17 protein-coding genes and 1 pseudogene are annotated in these 20,055 nt (G+C 39.2%); 3 read left to right on the top strand and 15 right to left on the bottom strand.

Going from position 1 to position 20,055, the window contains the following annotated elements:
- The first annotated feature begins 60 nt into the window (after window positions 1-60).
- Window positions 61-201: a hypothetical protein gene (locus BBI15_RS16375; RefSeq protein WP_157101619.1), complete on the top strand. Its 141-nt coding sequence runs from the start codon at window positions 61-63 to the stop codon at window positions 199-201.
- The gene (locus BBI15_RS03520) at window positions 198-1,667 is read left to right on the top strand and encodes a sodium/proline symporter (protein ID WP_068872260.1); all 1,470 of its coding nucleotides are present in this window, start codon (window positions 198-200) and stop codon (window positions 1,665-1,667) included. The genes BBI15_RS16375 and BBI15_RS03520 overlap by 4 nt, the downstream gene beginning before the upstream one ends.
- Window positions 1,668-1,756: 89 nt before the next feature.
- Here the strand turns inward: BBI15_RS03520 and BBI15_RS16225 are convergent.
- Together BBI15_RS16225 and BBI15_RS03510 are read right to left on the bottom strand one after the other, a co-directional pair.
- A pseudogene (locus tag BBI15_RS16225) lies at window positions 1,757-2,116 on the bottom strand (DUF4839 domain-containing protein); the annotation flags it as partial.
- 141 nt (window positions 2,117-2,257) lie between these two features.
- On the bottom strand, window positions 2,258-2,656 hold the full coding sequence (locus BBI15_RS03510) for a hypothetical protein (RefSeq protein ID WP_068872258.1): 399 nt from the start codon (window positions 2,654-2,656) through the stop codon (window positions 2,258-2,260).
- Window positions 2,657-3,109: 453 nt separating this feature from the next.
- Here BBI15_RS03510 and BBI15_RS03500 point away from each other — a divergent pair, with 453 nt between their 5' ends.
- The gene (locus BBI15_RS03500) at window positions 3,110-3,283 is read left to right on the top strand and encodes a DUF6904 family protein (protein ID WP_208599441.1); all 174 of its coding nucleotides are present in this window, start codon (window positions 3,110-3,112) and stop codon (window positions 3,281-3,283) included.
- A gap of 237 nt (window positions 3,284-3,520) precedes the next feature.
- Here the strand turns inward: BBI15_RS03500 and BBI15_RS03495 are convergent, their stop codons facing one another.
- The 13 genes from BBI15_RS03495 to BBI15_RS03435 all read right to left on the bottom strand — a co-directional run bounded on the left by BBI15_RS03495 (window position 3,521) and on the right by BBI15_RS03435 (window position 20,041).
- Complete coding sequence (locus BBI15_RS03495; protein WP_237150905.1) at window positions 3,521-4,081, bottom strand: restriction endonuclease; 561 nt, start codon at window positions 4,079-4,081, stop codon at window positions 3,521-3,523.
- 236 nt (window positions 4,082-4,317) lie between these two features.
- Complete coding sequence (locus BBI15_RS03490) at window positions 4,318-4,581, bottom strand: DUF7669 domain-containing protein (protein WP_157101618.1); 264 nt, start codon at window positions 4,579-4,581, stop codon at window positions 4,318-4,320.
- Between the two features lie 322 nt (window positions 4,582-4,903).
- Complete coding sequence (locus tag BBI15_RS03485) at window positions 4,904-5,176, bottom strand: hypothetical protein (RefSeq protein WP_068872250.1); 273 nt, start codon at window positions 5,174-5,176, stop codon at window positions 4,904-4,906.
- A gap of 386 nt (window positions 5,177-5,562) precedes the next feature.
- Window positions 5,563-6,129: a hypothetical protein gene (locus BBI15_RS03480; RefSeq protein WP_157101617.1), complete on the bottom strand. Its 567-nt coding sequence runs from the start codon at window positions 6,127-6,129 to the stop codon at window positions 5,563-5,565.
- A 503-nt stretch (window positions 6,130-6,632) separates the two neighbouring features.
- Window positions 6,633-7,511: a hypothetical protein gene (locus BBI15_RS03475; protein ID WP_068872248.1), complete on the bottom strand. Its 879-nt coding sequence runs from the start codon at window positions 7,509-7,511 to the stop codon at window positions 6,633-6,635.
- Between the two features lie 249 nt (window positions 7,512-7,760).
- Window positions 7,761-9,653: an ATP-dependent helicase gene (locus BBI15_RS03470; RefSeq protein WP_068872247.1), complete on the bottom strand. Its 1,893-nt coding sequence runs from the start codon at window positions 9,651-9,653 to the stop codon at window positions 7,761-7,763.
- A gap of 5 nt (window positions 9,654-9,658) precedes the next feature.
- A complete protein-coding gene (locus BBI15_RS03465; protein WP_068872246.1) occupies window positions 9,659-11,428 on the bottom strand; it encodes an ATP-dependent nuclease in 1,770 nt (589 codons plus the stop codon).
- A 192-nt stretch (window positions 11,429-11,620) separates the two neighbouring features.
- Window positions 11,621-12,481 (bottom strand): hypothetical protein, encoded by an 861-nt coding sequence (locus BBI15_RS03460; protein WP_068872244.1) that lies wholly within the window; start codon window positions 12,479-12,481, stop codon window positions 11,621-11,623.
- 38 nt (window positions 12,482-12,519) lie between these two features.
- Window positions 12,520-14,130 carry a DUF2075 domain-containing protein gene (locus tag BBI15_RS03455; RefSeq protein WP_068872243.1) on the bottom strand — a complete coding sequence of 537 codons (1,611 nt, stop codon included), beginning with the start codon at window positions 14,128-14,130 and terminating at the stop codon, window positions 12,520-12,522.
- A 400-nt stretch (window positions 14,131-14,530) separates the two neighbouring features.
- The gene (locus BBI15_RS03450; protein ID WP_068872241.1) at window positions 14,531-15,886 is read right to left on the bottom strand and encodes a purine-cytosine permease family protein; all 1,356 of its coding nucleotides are present in this window, start codon (window positions 15,884-15,886) and stop codon (window positions 14,531-14,533) included.
- Window positions 15,887-15,922: 36 nt separating this feature from the next.
- Entirely contained in the window at window positions 15,923-16,252 is a 330-nt protein-coding gene (locus BBI15_RS03445) for a cupin domain-containing protein (protein ID WP_068872239.1), read from the bottom strand.
- A 2-nt stretch (window positions 16,253-16,254) separates the two neighbouring features.
- Window positions 16,255-17,994 (bottom strand): hydantoinase B/oxoprolinase family protein, encoded by a 1,740-nt coding sequence (locus tag BBI15_RS03440; protein ID WP_068872237.1) that lies wholly within the window; start codon window positions 17,992-17,994, stop codon window positions 16,255-16,257.
- Window positions 17,978-20,041, bottom strand: a complete 2,064-nt coding sequence (locus tag BBI15_RS03435) for a hydantoinase/oxoprolinase family protein (protein ID WP_068872235.1) — start codon at window positions 20,039-20,041, stop codon at window positions 17,978-17,980. Before BBI15_RS03435 ends, BBI15_RS03440 begins: the two co-directional genes overlap by 17 nt.
- Between the last annotated feature and the right edge of the window lie 14 nt (window positions 20,042-20,055).

Genomic DNA, 20,055 nt, shown 5'->3' with positions numbered 1-20,055 from the left:
GTTGCGCATTCTTGTAAACCGAAGAATTAAACGAAGAAAAAAGATTGAGGAGTGATTCATATGTTGTTGGGTTGGGATTTAAGTGCTTGGCTTGTTGTAGTGATTGTACCACTTGCTATTACTTTGTTTTCTATCCTGTTTTACCTGAAAGGCGATAAAGATGTCCAGCATAACCTTACAGAAAAGAGGGATGAACAATGAACTGGATGCTTCTTGCCCCTATAATCCTTTATTTTGTCTTTATTGTCGGAATTGGTGTTTACTCATACCGCTTCACCGACTCCCGGGAAGGCTTCCATCTTGGCGGCAGAAAAATGAGCAGCTGGGTAACAGCCATCAGTTATGCATTCTCCGGAATGAGTGCTTTTGTTCTAATTGGTTTTGTAGGCATGGTCTATACAATGGGGCCATCTTCCTTCTATACATTAATCGGTTATAATTTAGGATTTGCTTTTTCATACCTGTTCATCGCTAAACGGATCCGAAACTATTCGGAAATTGTCGGAGCCTACACATATACAGACTATTTCGTTAAACGCGTAAGAGGAAATGCACATATCATTCGCGCTATTTCCGCACTTTCTATCGTAGTTTTCATGTCCGCTTACGTTGGTTCCCAATTGGCTGCAGGCGGTATGACAATCGAAACCGTATTTGGTGTCAGCCCACTGGTCGCCATCATCATTGCGGGCATTGTCGTTACCTTCTACTGCCTGTTTGGTGGATTTGCGGGTGTTTCTCTTACTGACTATTTCCAAGGAATCCTAGTGGTAATAGGGACGGCAATTCTTGGAATCTATATGATAATCCATGCCGGCGGCTGGTCGGAAGTCGTAGCGCAAGTTGCCGCTTCAGACGCCAGTCTCACTACAGCGAGTATGGGAGCTGGCGGATCCACATTATTCGGAATGATATTCGGATTCCTGACACTTGGAGTTGCCATCATTGGCCGTCCGCATGATACGATCCGTTTCTTTGCCATCTCAAGTTCATCTGAAATTAAAAAGTCTTTCGCAATTACGTTGACTGCTTTAAGTATCACTTACTGGGGTGCATTCCTCGTAGGTTACTCCGGCAGAGTCATCTTCCCTGCCATTGAAAACCCAGAATATATTTTCCCTATTGCCCTTGTGGAATTGACACACCCATTATTTGCTGGGTTCATGATTTCCGTGTTCCTTGGATTATTGATGTCTACAGCCGATTCCCAGCTGCTTTCTGCCGGTTCCACTTTTGCAGAGGACATCTATAAGAAGTATATCGATAAAAATGCTTCAGATAAACGAATCGTAATGGTCACTCGCCTCTTCATCGTCATTGTCGGAATTCTGTCAACTGTTGTGGCGATTACCAATACAACATCTATCTTCTGGATTACGGTGTATGCATCCGCCGGGCTTGCAGCGACATTTGCTCCAGTATTAGTAATTTCACTTTACTGGGACCGCTTGACCAATGCCGGAGTGGTTTCCGGTATGCTTTCGGGCTTCATTACTGTAGTTGTTTGGAAGAGTATTGCACCTGAAATCAGTTGGATCATGACAGAAGCATTGCCTGCCATCTTCATCTCTGCAATCGTAACGATTGTAGTCAGTCTGTTGACCAAACAGCCGCATATTGAGCGTATCCGTTATGAACTGGATCGTGCGAAGAAAACATGGGCTTGATAATTTAACAATTTGCACCTGCCTAATTGGATTCATCCAACTAGGCAGGTGCTTTTTATATCTTTGAATAAGGAGGCGATTCTAAACTTCTATCTTATTTCAGTAACGATTGGATCAAGGAAGATAATTCCTAAGTTTTCATCGAATTCTTCGACTACAGCTCTTATACGAAGATTTTGCCCCATTCCTAAGCTATCCGGTATATCAGTGCCAGTAAGATTTAAATCATTCATATTAACATCTTCGAACTTGAAATTAGGTCCGCTAAATGTAGTTTCACTATAATCTCCTGAAAACATTAAGATGTCATATCTGGTTTTAGCACTTCCATGATTCGTCAAGTTCACTATATTCGCATCAATTTCAATTGTTCTACCAACATACTTGCTTGAAAATTCACTGATAATCGGGTCATATTCATCCTTTATTGCTAGAAGTGCTGCCAGTTCTTCATTATTTTCTGTCGTTAATACTTGCTGATTGCTTTCTACCTTTGTTTTTTCATCTGACGCACTATCATTTGCTTCTTTATCTGATTTATCTTTGCTCGACTCATCACCAGCTTTTTTTTCATCAGTTTCTTCTACTACTTATTCCTTGACTGACTCTTCAGCCTTCTCAGAACTTTTTTCATCTGTGGCTTCTTTTTCCTCTTTCTCATCTGCTGGAAACGTATGATAGGTAATGACTATTTTGGAGTCTTTTTGAAAACTGTCCTCTGCACTAAACTCGTCTTCCCCACTAATTTCCATTTTTTCAATCTCTCCATCTTTAGTTAGCCAACCAGTAATTAAATCATCCAGAACCACAGTCTCAACATTAGTAAATCCTGTTGCTTTCAGTTCTGATATGACTGTTTCAAAATTTTCTCCAACTATCTCGTCAGAAGATTTACTTATTTTCAACACATTAGGGTCCGGTTCATCGGAACAAGCTGAAACGATAGTCAGGACAATCAATAAACACAGGAACAGCAGTATTTTTTTCATAATAATCTCCATTTCTAAGATAGGTAATTTTCTTCTCATACCACCAAAATTACTGACTACATACTTTACAGATTAATTCAGTAACCTGTACTTATATTTTGCAACCTGTACAAAACAAGGATTCAATACATTCTTCAGTGCAGCTTTCTGCTCTTGGCTAAGTTCGATATCGTGGTAATATTCTTTGACATTGAAACCGACAATTGTAATATCAGCATTCGACATTGATCTCAGCATTAAGTGATCTATATTGCCATCTGTTCTGTAAATTCGCATCCCTGTGAGCGGCGCCATCCTCAAACAATCTATAAAACTGAATAAAACTTAACGGTTATAGTTAGAAACGTTGATTCTATAGATAGTCAATTCATAAATCATAAATTGTCATATATATTCAGAATCGTTTGGAATTTTTTCATTCCTTGGAAAGCGACATTTTCAAAATTCCTGAAAATGAAACCGGAAAAACGGCTGGCCAACATCAACATCATGGCAAAGCGACTTGGCGAACTGGATTACAACTATATTGGAGCCAAAGAGGCTGTCCAAAATGCCGCTCGCGAATTAAATGCGCATGAATCGAAAATCCGTTTTAAAGAGAAGTATCCGGAAGACTTTGAGTGGTGAGAGGTTTGCTGTGAAGCCTGATATAGATTTGGAAGAAAAATCTTTTGTTGCTCCGTTCACTTCCAGCAGATTCCCGAATATTCCTTGCGTTCAAAACAATCATGACTACTTAACTTTTTCGATATTCATGTAAAAAAAATCCGCTCTATCGTTGAATAACGCGGATTTCTTATGCAGGTTTATTGTATAAGTTGAATTGTGTTTGACAGAGGGACAGAGGGACGCTTTTTTTCCTATCTATTCCACTTTCCCCACACTAGCCGTTCTTTGAGTCTCATTATCCTTCTTCATCTCCAGCATCCATTTCATCAGCAGCTCACGGTCTACCAAACGCACTCGGTTGGACGCAGCTAATTTTCTTGCTGGTTCGGTATAGTGGCTGTTTGTAACCACCCAGCATTCATCTGCATTGAAGTGGTTTTTGGCAGTCGAGATTTCCTGTACTGCCTTTAATCCCACATTCTTTTTATAGCGTTTTGCCTGCACAACAACCTTTTGACCTTTGGCCGATAAAATGAGATCAGCTCCGTAATCACCGGTAGCTGGTGTTAATTGTACTTGGTACCCTCTTTCACGGAATAGAACCCGAAGGTACTCTTCAAATTCCCTTCCTGTCATTTCATCAACTTTCAAGATGCCTGATTTCTTCAGTTTCTGGTATCTTAAGGTATTGATGATAAATGTAAGCAATAGGGAACCTGCAATAAATAAGACAAGAAAACCAGTCAATAAAGGCTCCGCGGTCACTATCCCCCACATGAGTTCAAGTCCCATTTTAAATCCTTCAGATAAACCCATGATTATTCAGTCCCGCTTTCCGTATAAAATTTGAGATAATACAATTGCTCCCGACACTCAGAGTTCAATATAATTATCGAACCCTTTCAGGAAAAATCCTGTCAAATTACCCGCCAGCAGTCGATTAAACTACAACAATAATTTGGAGTCTTTCCTTTTAGCTTGCTGTTCATTAAAAAGAAATAATATGAACAGCAATCATTTGCAGTTTCAACTTCAAACCCAGTCTTTAAAATTTATAAAATCAGACGGTATAAACCCTTACCGATTCTTTCATAATCATTAAAAATTGAACCGTGATGATCTGGAGAATTAGAGCAACATCTTGAAGTTACATGCGTACGGATCGTACTTTCTTTGTAACTTATTTCACTATTCTTCATATATTGCAGTACCTCACTTAAATGAAAGTGTTTTTCTTCCCGCTCCTCAGTAATGCTTTTTACAGCTGTTAAAATTTCCTCCCGAGCAGTTGTGCGAATCTTTTTTACGCTAGTCAATAAAATCTCTCCTTTCTTCCACCCAAACTTTTTCACTATTTCATCTATTGAGTAAATAGTACCATAAAAGAGAAATTTGAAATACATAAAATTTCCAGTTCAAAACAATAAATCTCAGGTTATGAAAAGACGCTACGATAAATAATCTTAACAGCTGCTGGCCTATTGATTTCGATTCCCAGGGAGCGACACAATTCCCAAACAATTTATGTAGATGAATAAAAAGAAAAAACTACAACCGAAATGTAGATACAGCAGGTGTAGCAATGTATGGAGTATAAATTGTAGTGTATTGTCAAAATCTTTTAGAATTGTTTCTTTCCTAGGGAGACGATTTTACAATGCCTTTTATATTTCTGTAAAGTGTTGTCAGTTTACGGGTATTAGCAGCGTCCTTCTCTTCATCTTTTGTCAGTAATGAAAAAGACTTTGTCGAATTCTTCTTTAACCCTTCTACAATTGATTCCGTAATTTCAACAGAACTACGTGTCAAATCAAAACTCCATTTATCGTAAAGCTTCTTCAATACGATTGAGCGATTTCGCTTGCTGATATTATTCAATTTATCTCGCATATGGACTAATTCTTGTTTCATCTTCTCACCTCTATATATTTAAGAAAGCATAATTTCAGACAAGCACAATAGTTATCATTATTTCATAATTTTACCACAATCTCCTGATTAATAACGGGTGAAAAAGGACTATAGAAACAAAAAAAGCCGAACTAAGAAATTAATTTTCTTATCGTCTCTTCAACCAGTTCATTAATAATGGATACGTTTTTCCGGCAGTCTCCATATTATCCATGTGCTGAACACAAATCCCACACAATTTATAGAGATGAATAAAATGAAAAAGCCACACCCGAATTGTTAATATAGCGGGTGTGGTAGTATATAGAAAATAAATTGTAGTGTATTGTCAAAATCGTTTAGAATTGCTACTTTCCAAAGGGCGCAATTTTGAAACTATTCTCTCTTCATCTATCTACTGCATGCTGGACTGCTGATGCAAGTTCATCATACCCCGCAACAATAGGATTCATTTTAAGCAAGCTGTTAATGCCAATTGTTTTCTGCGTTCCTTTCTCCCGATTGAGTTGCTCTGTGGAAAGAATAAAGAATTGCCATTGATCTAAATTTAATGGATTTACTAAACTTCGGTCCTTCTCCTTTAAGAGACAAAAAACATAGACGTCTGCACTCCTAATGCTTTCGGTAGACGATATGTTTGTAGCGGCATCCCATCCTTTAGCAGAACGGATACTGAATGAAATAGTGGAGTCTCTATCTTGTTTCCACGACTGTAAATAGGCAGACGATTTCACTTCAACCTTAAGTCCCTCGGGTGTTATAAGGTCAAAAGCATCCCATTCGACTCTAACTTCATTTGTTGCATTCACTGCTTTTGCCACAATAAATTCCGCAATTGTGCCCCGGAGTGCATTATTCAAAAGATCAGATTGGCTCCATTGCCAAAACTCCAGGAGACGCATACTCATTTCAGCATTCTGTTTGATAAATTTTTCTTCCCCTGTTTTCTTCACCTTGAGCCCACTTTCAATTTGTTGCATATCTGTTTCTTGAGGGAAGTTCGTTTTAAAAGCTGCTTGAAATTGCGCTTCCCAGAAAACAACACAATTAAACTACCTTTCTTTCTCAACCTGCAGCGCTCGAATAATCACTGCATCAAGCTGCCGGGTATTATAAGGATTACCGTTCCCGTTTACTATCGGAATCGACAGCGACTCCGCAATCTTCCGCAGAATTGGTTTTAGCTTTGCTTCCCAGGGAGCGACACAATTCACAAACAATTTATACAGATGTATAAACAGAAAAAACCACTACCGAAATATTGATGTAGACGGTGTGGCCATGCATGGAGTATAAATTTTAGTGTATTGTCAAAATCGTTTAGAATTGTTTCTTTCCCAGGGACGCGATTTTATCATTGCTCAATTAGTTTGCTATATTATTTTACTTTTCATCAATTGACTATTTTATCAAGTAATAAATATTGTCCCGTTTCTAAAAAATTTATGAATACAATTTAAGTGGGTTTACCCAACTTATTCATTATTCCCAAAGATTTCGAGTTCAAAGTTTTTTCAAGATTATTTAGAACACCGTTATTAATTATTTCTCCTTGTTTTAAGCTAGTCTTTTCTTCAATTAAATAATTCATAATTGCCATTCTCTCACTAATAAATTCCGCAAAAATAAAATCAGCATTCTTTTGAATTGTTTGTGTACTACCTATTTTTTTGATTCTCGTTTGATTAGTCCATCCCTCAAATCTATAAGGAGAAATTTGAGAAACAAATGCAATTCCTGCAATACATGTGTATATAAATAATCTGTTTTTGCTGTCAATATATGTAGCCAGATCCACACTTCTTAATATCCTCATATTTATAAAATGATTAAAACCATTTGTAGCTACTTTTCCAAAATCGTCTAAATTCGTCATCCCAATAAAAAGTATATGGTGTTCTGCATGTCCAGGTTCCTTAGTTTCTTCATTTAGAAACTTTCGCCATTCTTCTAATGTATTGTCTAAGATCGGATATTTATCATGATTAGCGTCAAAGTTCCGATTAAATCGAGATATACCTATCCTCCAATTAAGTGAGACAACAAACTTTTTTAACCAAGATTTGTATTCAAATTTTCTTTTCACATCATTCTGATAGGGATGAAAGATTTCTTCTACAAAACGTTTTTCCCATACCGAAAATTTTAATTCACAACTTTTACAAAGTAAATATTCTTTTGGAAGATCTTGTATTCGTATATTAGGATTTACTATATTTCTCATATATCCAGCAGCCGAAGTTTGCTTAAGCCATTTCCCTATAAATTTGGGAACTATATGACTTAATTGAAGTTCACTTTCTTTGTTGCATAGTTTACAAGTTGCAATATGCACACACCTCTCTCCTTCCATCGAATGTGTATTCCTTTTGAGTATGTCATAGCTCTCTAAAACATGATAAGCCAGAAAATAATGAAGGAACAAAAGCTCGATTAGTCGATTTCAAATTTTTTACTTAAGTATTGGCATCCTCACCTATATATTGATTCTCCCTTTACTTCCTCAAGCAATTATCTTTTAGACTCTTGAGCCTAATTTGCAAGTCTACATGTTAAATACTTCAAGATTCCTAATATCCATTCCTTAAATAAAACCCATAGTTTTTAAAAATCTAGAAGGTATTTGTTTTTTTGTACCCCACTTAAACTGCTTTTCTAACGGATATGTCAAATAAGCAACCCTTTTAGCTCTTGTAATAGCTACAAAGGCATTGTGTTTTTCTTCAAGTAAACTTTCTTCTCCCTTTTTGATTGCACGATAATCCGGGAATGTTCCATCGCACATCCCCATAATATATACTACATCGAACTCCAAACCTTTAGCTGTATGCACTGTTAATAATGCCACGCCTTCTCTTGGCTTTTGAGTTATACCCATAGATATTTGATTTCTAAATTGAATTAAATTTCTTGAATCTAAATTAGTCTGTTTAACGTAATACCTCCACTTTTCCTTCCACATATTTAAATCATTAATAACTAACGAAAAATTCTCATCGCTTTCATTCCATGTTTTATTTGCATACTCAGTTAGTTTATCAATACAAACATTGAATTTAGGATTTTTAATTGATAAGTCTTTAAGTACGTGATTAATAATATCTATATGGGATTTCCATTCTCCAGTAATTTCTTTAGATATTTCGTTAAGCAACTCTATACCATTAGTATTATTAGAGCCATTAATTTTTTCATTTAAATGACTAATATTTAATAAATTTAATAATTGCTGTAAATGCAGCATATCAACTGGATTAATAATTAATCGAACCCCCAATTCGAATGCCTTTGCAAATTCAGACTCACTTTCAAAAGTATCGCTTAATTTTGTGTAATATGGTATTCCATCTTTTTCAAGTATTTCTTCCAAATCTGATAAGACATATCTGTTTCTACCCAAAACTGCTATATTTTCATATGGTATTACACCATCTATTTCAGGATGGCCATTTTTATAAACATTTTTTATATTATCATAAACCCATTTTGCTTCTTCCAGTTCAGTAGTAAAAGTTTGTAAACTAACTTCTCCTTGGATTGGTAAAACTGCCTCAATTTCCATTGCGGGCTCTAATCTTTTGGCAACCTTAACTATATTTTCTGCAGATCTAAAATTTTCCTTAAGATAAAATACTTCGGGCCTAAAGTCTTCTATATATTGTTCACACATAAATTTACTACTCGAACCAATGAATCCAAAGATCGCTTGATTCGGGTCACCAACTAGCATTGTATTATTATAATCTTTCCCGCAGAACGACTTTATTAATTGGTATTGGGAGAAATTTAAGTCTTGAGCTTCATCAATACACAGATATTTATAGAGTTTCTTATATAGCTTTGCTATAGCTGGTCTTTCTGTAAAAATTCGATAAGTTAGAAAAATTAAGTCATCATAATCCAAAGCATTTTGACTCCTTAATAAGTCATCATATTCTCTATATAAATATGAAAAAGCTTTTTCATCGCTTTCAAAAATCGCACTACTAACTTCAGCCAAATATGACGATTTTAAAGACCTCTTTTGTCTAGTAATATAATCTATAGTAAGCCTAAGAAAATTATTATAATTCGGATGTTGTCGAACATACTTTTGTAATTGAGGAGTAGATTCAACAATTTGTCTTAATACTTCAATTTTATCTGAATCACTCCCAAAAATATGAAAATCATTTTTAATTCCAATTACATCACCCTTTGCACTCAATACATCTAAACAAAAGTTGTGAATCGTACCTATAAATGCTTTATTCTCGAGTTCTTCAACGTCATTTAAGCGCTCTTTCATTTCTTGAGCCGCTTTATTTGTAAATGTGAGGGCTAGGACTCTATAATGACCTCTTTTGTCATAGATTAATTTACGTACTCTTTCAGTCAAAATATGAGTTTTGCCACTTCCTGCACCTGCTATTACTAATAAACTTCCTTCATTAAATTCTACAATTTCTTTTTGGTTGCGTGTCAGAGTGTATTGCATATCCTTTAATCACCTTTCCGTTCAATGTTTATAGCAGAAGATACTTCTCTAAATAAATCATCAATTTTTTGTGGTATCCTTCTCTCTTTATCGGTAATATCTATTAACTTTTCGGCAATTAAAGGTCCATACTTAGTTTTACCATTTTTCAGCTCCCTTAAGACGCCTTCTTTATCTATACCTCTGCTTCTTATACTTTCGGCATGCTGTTCATTATAAGCAACATTACAATGTTCTGTTATTATCATTTCTGAAAGTTCAGTTTCATAATCTCTTAAAATATACGTTTCAAAATCTAATCCGTCTTCCAAAATAATAATATTAGAATCTGCCATGCTTCTTCCAATCTGAATTAAAGCACTATTAACGCTTTGGAGAGGTTGTACTTCGCCATCTGAAAAAATGAACCAATTAATCTCTAACAATTGCGCAAGCCTTATAAAAGGTAAATATTTACCCGCTCCACCAACACCTATGAAGCTGATTCCTAATTCATATGGATGATATCCCCAATATTCTTGCGCAAATAATTGTAACGCTTGTTCTTCAGTTTCCCCTTCAAATAATATTATAGCTTTAGAGAACAATATCTCTCCTCTTGTATTTAATACTTCTCTATTTATCTTTCTCTCCCCTTCCGCATCTACTCCTTCTAAGCTTATTTCTTTCACTCTAGTGACAGACGACAATTTATAGAAATGTCTTATAGATTTGAGATCCGCTAACCCAAGTATGTAAGGTGAATGTGTGCTGATAATTCTTTGACCTTCGAATTTACTAATTTGGTTATAAATGTTTCTTTGAGCTTGAGGATGTAAATGAGCCTCTGGCTCTTCTAGAGCAAGGATAGGTAAGAACTCTTCGTTTTCTTTTCTATTCTTTTTAGTTAACCAAGATATGTATGACTGAAAAGTTAAGAGGGTTGCCCAACTCCGTGTCCCCATACCATGAAAAGATATAGGAAAGCTTTCACTTCCATGATCTTTAAATAAGATATCCATGCCTCTACTCAAATCGCGAATCTTTCTAGTTATTGGAGATATTTGAATCCCACTATCATTTCTACTGGTATATTGATTTAATTGCTCTAAAACTTCTTTCATATGAGATAATACTTCGCTTTCATCGACTATTTTACTATTCACATCATTTAGTGATCCTTCAAGTTCTACAACTAATTCTAGATCTAAACCGATATCGGAAGCTAGTCTTCCCCAGTAAGAAGAAGAATTTTTCAAATCCTCTTGTATATCTCTTTGTGCATCCATAAAAAATAAAGGTATTTTCTCTAGTACTCTTCTTGAGACCTTTTTATCTATGTCTTCTGTATTAATATCCATTTCAGGATTATCATTCCATTTTTTCAGAAAGTTTTGTACAACTATATATTCACCTTTTAAATCATTGAATTCAATTAAGGTTCTAATAGCTATGTATTCTTCATCCGTATCTGTCAACTGGATTGCTTCTCCAAATCTTTCACCCCAAAAGTCTGAAAACTCGTTAATTCTATTATTTTCTGAATCAGTTGGCACAATTAATGTGTCTATTGTCGAGGTGCGATCAAGAGGTAAAATTTCATCCGGAGACACATAAATATCTTCTTTTGTCACTTGCTTTCGACTAGTGCCAAAAGCTAGTTGCAAAGCTTTCAAAAAGCTCGTTTTCCCTGCATTATTTTGACCAACCAGTAATGTTATAGGATCAAGTTTTACGCTTACGTTTTCTAATGAACGGAAATTTTTAATTCTTACTTCTTTTAATAATATCTCCATAAATAGCACCTCATTAATATTCTCATTTATTCATTTGAGCTTGATAAATACCTCACTCTATATCGATAAAAATCTCATTTTTATTCGTTTTGTGCATCTTCTTGAGGACCAATTCGTTTGTCAGAATAGACATACCTAAAAAGACGTAGATCAGAAACACTCGTAACCCTCACTGCTTTAGCAGTTTTAGACTTAAAAGATCCATTGCTGAATGGTCTCTCCTACAGCTAAAGAATCTAAAGATCTTCCATTAACTCTAAACGCCTTATAATCAAACAGCACTATCTCGAATTCTTCTAAAACCGAACTTTGTCGTATTTCACCAACAGCGACAATTATGAGAGAGGTGTATATATCGAAATATTTTGAAATAGTTGATAATCGATCACGGCCAGCGATATTTTCAGCAAAAAAAGCTTCTTCAAACAAGATATTTGCGTAAACATCCTGCTTTTTTATACGTACAACTGGACGCTCGTTTGAAAAATCGGCTTCAACATATTCTCCTATAACTGTGCGAGTCAAGCCTATGTCTCGAGTAGTCAAAGCATTAACGTCTCTACGGTAAAGTCGGGCTTTCTGTCCTGATTGCGATTTATCTTTATGTTCGGGATCTGTAGTTAACTCGAAAGAAATTTGTTCGTTTCCTTCTAAGGTACCGGTTCTTTTTCGTGGATTCTTTACTTTTTGTTTTGCTAATACTTTTTCTTCCGGTGTCATTAATTCTTGAAGGTAAGCCTCTTTCATTGAACGAGACATTTGATCACCACTAAGGTATATGTAATCTACAAAACTTGCTCTAATACCAATTCTTCCTGCGATTTTCTCTGAATAATATTCGCAATCTTTACTATGTAGTGTTCCACGCCATGTTCGAAAGTGATTTTTATTTCCTGCACGCATTACATATGTAATCATTGCAGAACAATTGGGTGTTGAGCAATATAAATTCCCTCTATACTTTTCACGATAATCTTTTGGTGTGAGGCTTGTTAAATTAACAATAGTTTCATTGATAGCAGTTTTATATAAAGCATCATAAATTTTCGCCATTGGATTCCTCCTTATATATCTTATATAAATGTTTCACCTCATAACCTTAAAAGCCGCTCCCTCAACCCCTCATCACTAGCATAAACATAAAGCCCTTTGATCCCCCTCTTCATCAACACATTAATCGAATTCAATATGATCTGCTCTTTCGCTCTTTCAACATCCTCAATGCCATCTTTTCCTCTGAAAGCTTCGGTGTCGCTATACTTTTCAGTAATGATCTTCAAGCAATCATTTTGCTCATCATAAGTAACTGACGGCCCTAATATCACGCCTACATAATTCAAATCGAAGCCTTGAATCGTATAGATGGATCCCGCTTCTTTGATTGTCTCCCGCTCCTCTGCCCAGGTGTTTTTGGTATCGGTTGAGTTCCATGGGATTTCAAGACTGTCTTCTCTAATGTAGTACTGCTCGCCGTCTTTCTTGTGTTCATAGTCGAATGTCGAAACTACTCTTGAGAGGCCGTGTTGTTTATTCTTTTCCACTATGGCATCATGCATTTCCTTAGCAGAGTCGAATATTTGAAAGTCATACAACTCATCTTTTGGAAGCTTACCAATCCGCTTATCTACGAAATTATCAATCCATTCGATTACATCGTCTCCCGCATTCATACGGAACTGTTCTCTTAAAACGTAGGGCTCTTCTCTTTGATAGCCTGATACTATTTTCTTGAGCCGATTCTTGTCCCAATAGCTTTTCAGTTTTAAGACCTGCTTTTCGTCGTAGACAACGATGACGACTTTGCTGTGCCTGATGATTTCTTCCAATTGATTGTTTTCATTGAATCCATTGAAGGCATCCGCTCTGCTCAGCAATAAATGCGCTTCGTCGACTAAGACAATGTCTGCTTTTTCAGCCGCTTTCTTCTGTTTATTAATGAAACTTGTCGGCTTATCGAAGTTATTCTTTTTCAGAAACTTCACATTGGCAGCGATGTTTTTATACGTCTTCAGCATCTCTGAATGATTAACGAGCAGATAATTCTTCGTGTTATGGAGGGTAGAGTTTTTATCAGCCGCCAGCTCCTGGATACTGTTGAACACGGAACTTAGGACCACGCTCTTCCCTACACCTGCTTCGCCCTTGACCATGAAGACAAACGTTTCCTTATCATTAATATGCTTTTCGCATTCTTCTAAGATTTTTGATTTAAGCTCGAGTTGTGTCATCGTCAGCTCTTTGAAAGGAGAAAGTTTGAATATGTCCCTGTTTTCAATTACATGAGCAGGGTTATTTACCATCTTCCTTTTCAATAGTTCTTTCCATATATCATTGAATATCTCTTTGTCGTAGAATTCCTTGTTATGGTAGTTGTGCGTGACGCTTTGTGCCGTCTGACTCTTGTTCTGAAGCTTGTAGCGATCGTCGCCTAAGAAATAATTGATGAGCTTGGTTTCGATATTGTATGTAGCCGACCGGTGAAATTGTTCGTGGATGATGAGCGTCATTTTCTCTAATTTCTTTCTCTCGATATTATTCAAATGAGCCTTCATGCGATTTTTAAAAGCTACCGTTTCTCCGATATAGACCGTTGTATTGTTGTTGAGAAAATAAACAACTGGATAGTCAAAGTAAGTATCGTTCTTGATACTTTCCAATGTGGATTTATTAAAGTCCCAGGTTTTCAATTTTGTTATTCCCATGATTATGTAGCCTCTCTTTGCTGCAATTAATGTGCTTTAACTTATTCTGGATAGCGATTAGATGGCGAATATAATAAAGAATAGAGTGATTCTTCTGCACTTTCATACGGTCTAGAAGAAAGAAACTCCAGTTAATGACTGATGAATTCTAAAAAACTTTAGTTATAGCTAATCGTGCAGCTGACCGCTATCTACTTTAGTTGTAAAATCCTGTATCTAACTTATTTTTAGTTTAGCATTATTTAACTAATGTGAGGATACTTTTCGCAATATTACTACAATTTTTGATAGATTATTAATCAAAGGTCATAAATCGATAAATTATGAAGTAAACAGAAAAAGCCTTTAAGCTGCTAACGCTTAAAGGCTTTTCTCAATTTATTATTTGTGTATAGCGTGCTTAGACGGGCTTTCCTTCTTCATGGAGCTCATCCACTGCTTTCGAACTTTCAATCGGCACAGTGAAATGATCCGGTTTGACTGCTGCTTTTACTTTCATAGCGACAAAATAGACGATTCCTGCTGCGAATAATGACTGGACTGCCGGGAGACCAAAGCTGTTGACGTATTGCGTAAAGTATCCCACGAGTACCCCAGCGACTAGGGCTATAGTTGCCATCCAGTTCCACCCCTTATTATCTGCCCATTGCTGTTTGCGGATAAAGAAGAAGTCTGCCATCATGACTCCTGCGATCGCAGGATAGACTAATGCGGTCATATAAAGGAAATCCATGAAGTAATCGAGAATTCCAGCCAAAGCGACAACGATGGCGAGTAGCGTCCCGATTAATGTCAAAATCGCTCTTCCTTTATTTGAGTTGACGTTAAAGATATTGGCCATCGCAAGTCCCATGCTGTAGTTGTTGACGAGTTGGCTAGTCCAAGTGGCAAACCATAAAATTAGGAAGCCCCATACTGGGAAGCCGAGGTTCATCATGACGTTTACGATATCAGCATCGCCGACACCCACTGACATGATGGCTCCGACGTAGAACAAAGGAAACCCAACAGCAATGATGCCAAGTGGAATCAGGACATTATCTTTTACTTTCGGTTTCGCATAACGGGTGTAATCCGAAGCAATGACCCATTGGGATACATTGATTCCGATGACGAGGCTCAATGCAGCGAGAAACGTCATCGAAGGTTCAGGTCTCCAGGCCATGATTGTAGACCAGCCTGTATTTTGCAATGCATAGAAGATCCCGCCAATGATCAAAAGAAGCCCTGCGGGTACAGCGATATAATCTGTCCACTTCATGGATCCATATCCGATAATGGAAGGGATCGCAAAAAGTAGTCCGACGACGATCGTCACGATGGCCCATGGAAGGATTTCGTTTTGGTAGTCAATTCCGAGCATCGCAGATATGGCATTTCCAGCGACGGCGGTCTGAAGCGCCCACCAACCAAGAGACACGATGAAAATGGTCATTCCGACGATGAACCTTGCCTGAGCCGCCCCGAAGCTGGTCCGGGCAATAACGGAAGAAGACCGGCCGGTTTTTGCTCCGATGTAACCGGCGATGGCGTTCCCGATCCATTGAACGACAAACAACGAAACGAGCAGAATCCAGAAAATCTGGGACATGCCAAAAGCTCCTGCCAGTGTGGCTCCTACCATCAAAACTGGAATCGTAAACTCTAGTCCCCCGAAAATCATGGCGGGCGTCAGCCAATGCTGGCGTTTGCCTGCAGGAATGGCCGCTAATGCTTCATCTTTTCCCACTGCATTAGTTATTCCTTTATTCTCCATCGTTATTCCCCCTTTGATAGTCCCATTTGTTCTCGATTAACCGACCATGACGAAAACCAATTCGCAATTCTCCTCGGAATCATTTACAGCGATATGCTCTTCCCCTTTCGGGATAAAGCTCGCTTGTCCAGCAGAGATCCGGTGTTTCTTGCCGTCTATTTCTGTAACGATTGATCCCTTAACGATGACGGAGTATTCGTTTTCTGCATGCTTCGAAAAGCCTGTGAGTGGCACTGTTTGCCCCGGATAGATGACGACATGGCCTACTTTGACCTGAGCATCCATCTTTTGTTCCTTGAAAATTGTATGCATTGAATAAGCTTGGTTGCCTTCTTGAATAAGTTCATTGATATTGATAATGTCCATGGTTATTCTTTCCTCCCGATTAGTCCGTCTACGGTGAATGTCTCAGGATTCACAACCACTCCATAAACTTCTTTTGCTTGTTCGATTGTCATGTATTCGTTTTTCACATCTTGTGCCACTTGCTTGGCTGGACGCGTTAAAGGATCACCGTATCCGCCGCCAGTCGCCGTCATCAGCTTCACTGAATCCCCTTTGTTGAGCGGGTAGCGTGGGTAAATGCCGAACGGACCATCTGTTTCCCCGTTGTTTTTTTCGATTACGAATTCATTTGGAGATCCTTCGCTGCCGCCGTTCAAGCCCCATGGGAAGTATTTGTTTCGGCCAAAGGTGGCAGAAACATGCTGCTTATCCGTCATTGCCCGGTACGTCCGTATTACACCGGCACCGCCGATAAATTCGCCCGCTCCTGCTCCGTCTGTTCGCAAGCTATATTCATCAATCATAACGCCATACCGCGTTTCAGCCACTTCAACCGGAACATTGTATGTTTCGCCGTCCCCTATACAGAACTGACCGCGCGCGCCATCCTGTCCTTTGGCAGCTCCCCAGCCACCGGCAGAAGGTTCAACAATGAGAAACGGCTCGTTCGATACATGATGTTCTCCGGATAAGGTCACGGCACAAACCGATAGCAATTGACCAGCCGATAAACGGTCAGGTAAGGATGGAGCCAGGGCCTGCCATACGAGGTCAGCGCCTCCCTGCATGCTTTCCCAGTAAATCGAGACCGGCGCTGGCCGTTCTGCGGCGAGAATGGATTTCCGGTCCGTGATGATCTCAAGCGGCCGGAAGACCCCATCATTTACATCTTGTGAAGGGTTAGTCGCAGCCAGGAACACGGTGCGTACTGCAGATACCAATCCTGTGTACGTGCAATTGACCGGACCAGGTACTTGAGGGTGGCTGCCGCGGAAATCGCAGATGAATTTGTCCTCGGTAATCGTCACTTTTACTTTGATCGGAAAAGGTCCGTTTCCGAAGCCGTCATCATCCACAAAATCTTCTGCCGTAAATTCGCCTTTTGGCAGTTTTGCCAGTTCTTTACGTGCCATCTGCTCGCCGTGGTCCAAATGATGGTCTATGGATGCTTGCACGACTTCCGCCCCGTTTTTCACGCACAGCTCTTTGACTCGTTTTTCTCCCGTACGCAAGGCAGCTACCTGTGCCCAGAGATCGCCAATCGACAAATCTGGGAAGCGGATATTAGCTTTGATAATATCCAAGACAGATTCATTCAACTTACCTTCTTCGAATAAACGGACACAAGGGAATTGCAGACCTTCTTGGTAAATTTCAGTTGCATCGTTGCTGAACGACCCAGGATCTTTCCCGCCTACATCTGTCCAGTGGGCTTTATTGGCGGAAAATGCGATGACTTTTCCTTCATGAAAAATCGGCATGACAAGTCCTACATCCGACAAATGGGATCCGCCGCCTACATAGGAATCGTTGATGATAAAAATGTCACCTTCTTTCAAGCCGTCTTCGCCGAACTTGTTCAAGGTTTCCTTGACCATGAAAGTCAGCATCCCGATAAAGCCTGTAACCCCGTTTCCTTGCGTCAATAGCTGTCCTTTAGAATCAGTCAACCCGCTGGCATAATCCAGCACTTCATAGATGATCGGGCTCATGGAGGTTCTGGCCAGCGCCTGGAACATCTCTTCGCCAATGGCGATTAATGAATCTTTGACGATTTCAACTGTAAACGGATTGACTTTCACTTCATTATTGGTAATCGGCATCTTGTTTAACCTCCATCTCAATCACTAAATTCCCATAGGCATCGACAGTCAAGGTTTGGCCTTTGTAAATGACGGTGGTCGCTGTTGGTTCTTCTACGACGGCTGGCCCTTGGATTACCATATCCGGTGAAAGGAGATAGCGGTGATAAACTTTCGTCTCTACCCAGCCACCTGTTTCATAATAGACATTGCGGGTTTCTTTCAAAGCCTGGGCCGTGTCTGTCCCTTTTGTCTTCAGTTTCTGCAATTGCGGTTTTTGTACATGGCCGAACGCGGTCAAGTGCAGGTTGACGATCTCGGTTTGTGCTTCCACTAGTTTGAAGGTATAGCTTTGTTCATGCATGACATGGAAGAGTTCGATCGTTTCCTGAACTGTCTGCTCCGTGATCTCCCCGTTTTTCAACGGGACTTTCACTGTATGCTCCTGGCCGGCATAGCGCATATCGAGGAAACGGTGGAAGAGGATGTTTTCTTCATTGATGTTCTCTTCTTTGTATTGTTCGATCGATTGGCTCTCTAGTTTTTCCCATTCTGCATTTAGTTCGGTGAGTGCCACTTTTTCCAATTGGTTGATATAGGTCTGGATATAGTCATGCCGCAAGTCGGTCATCAGCATCCCCCAGGCAGAAAACACTGAGGAAGCTACAGGAACGACGACTTTTTTTACGCCCAACTCCTGGGCCAAAGCGGGCGCATGCATCGATCCGCCGCCGCCGAACGCTACTAAAGTGAAATCTCTTGGATCATATCCCTTTCTCACCGAAATCAATTTCAGTGCATTCAACATATTGGCGTTGGCTATCCGGATGATTCCTAGAGCTCCTTCTTCTGCTGTCATATCGAATTTTCGGGCCACTTTTTCATCAATGGTCTGTTCGACACGTTTCATATCCACTTGGTAATCGAAGTTCTCCGGGGACAACCGGCCCGTAAGTAAATTGGCATCTGTCGTAGTAGGTTCAGTCCCGCCTTGTCCGTACGCCACAGGGCCTGGCACAGCTCCTGCTGAATGGGGACCGACTTTCAACGATCCTGCTTCATCTATCCAGGCAATTGAGCCACCGCCGTTTCCGATTTCCACAATATCAACGACGGGGGATTTGATCGGATATCCTGCATTCAGGTTATCCTTTTCGATGTAATAATCCGTAGAGACCTTTACCTCGCCGTTGCTGATGAGCGAGCACTTTGCCGTCGTCCCACCGATATCGAAGGCAATGACATTTTTCTCTCCAATGATTTCTCCCAGGTAGGCTGCACCATATATACCGGCAACCGGCCCGGATTCGACCATATTGATTGGCGTCTTTTTGGCCTGTTCAAATGTCGTCGTCCCTCCGTTGGATTGCATAATATAGTTAAAGCTATTGGCCTTATTTTCAAGCAATTTCGCATCCAGTTTATTAATATATTTTGATGCAATCGGTTTAACGTACGAATTCAAAACTGCTGTATTAGTACGTTCATATTCTCTCCATTCTTTGGTGACTTCATGGGAAGCAGTGACTGAGATTTCCGGCCAAAGCTCTTTGATCAATTGGACCGTCTGCTGCTCGTGTTCCGGATTTTTATAGGCATGCAAATAAGAAACGGCGAGTGCTTCTACTTGTTCCTTTTTAAAATAAGCCACCAATTCTTTAATGCGATCTTGGTCGAGCGGAACAACGATTTCGCCTTTTTGGTTCAATCGTTCTTCCACCTCTTGCCGCAGGTAGCGTTCCACAAAAGGAGCCGGTTTCTTGTAGCGCACGTTGAACAGATCCGGCCGATTTCCTCTTCCGATTTCCAATACATCTCGGAAACCTTGCGTCGTGATGAGCCCGGTTTTCACACCTTTTCGTTCAGTTAGAGCGTTGATAATGACAGTCGTTCCATGGATAAAGGTTTCAATCGTTTGCTGGTCAATTTCACTTTTTTTAATGACGTCAATGATTCCCTGTTCAAAATTGGGGGGAGTCGTGTGGGACTTTGCAACTCCCACAACACCTTGATCATCGACATAAACCAAATCTGTAAATGTTCCTCCAATATCAGTAGCTACTCTCATTGAATAATCAACTC

The organism is Planococcus plakortidis, from assembly GCF_001687605.2.
Taxonomy (GTDB): domain Bacteria; phylum Bacillota; class Bacilli; order Bacillales_A; family Planococcaceae; genus Planococcus; species Planococcus plakortidis.
The sequence above is the reverse complement of the archived record's forward strand: the minus strand, read 5'-3'. Positions and strand labels throughout refer to the sequence as shown.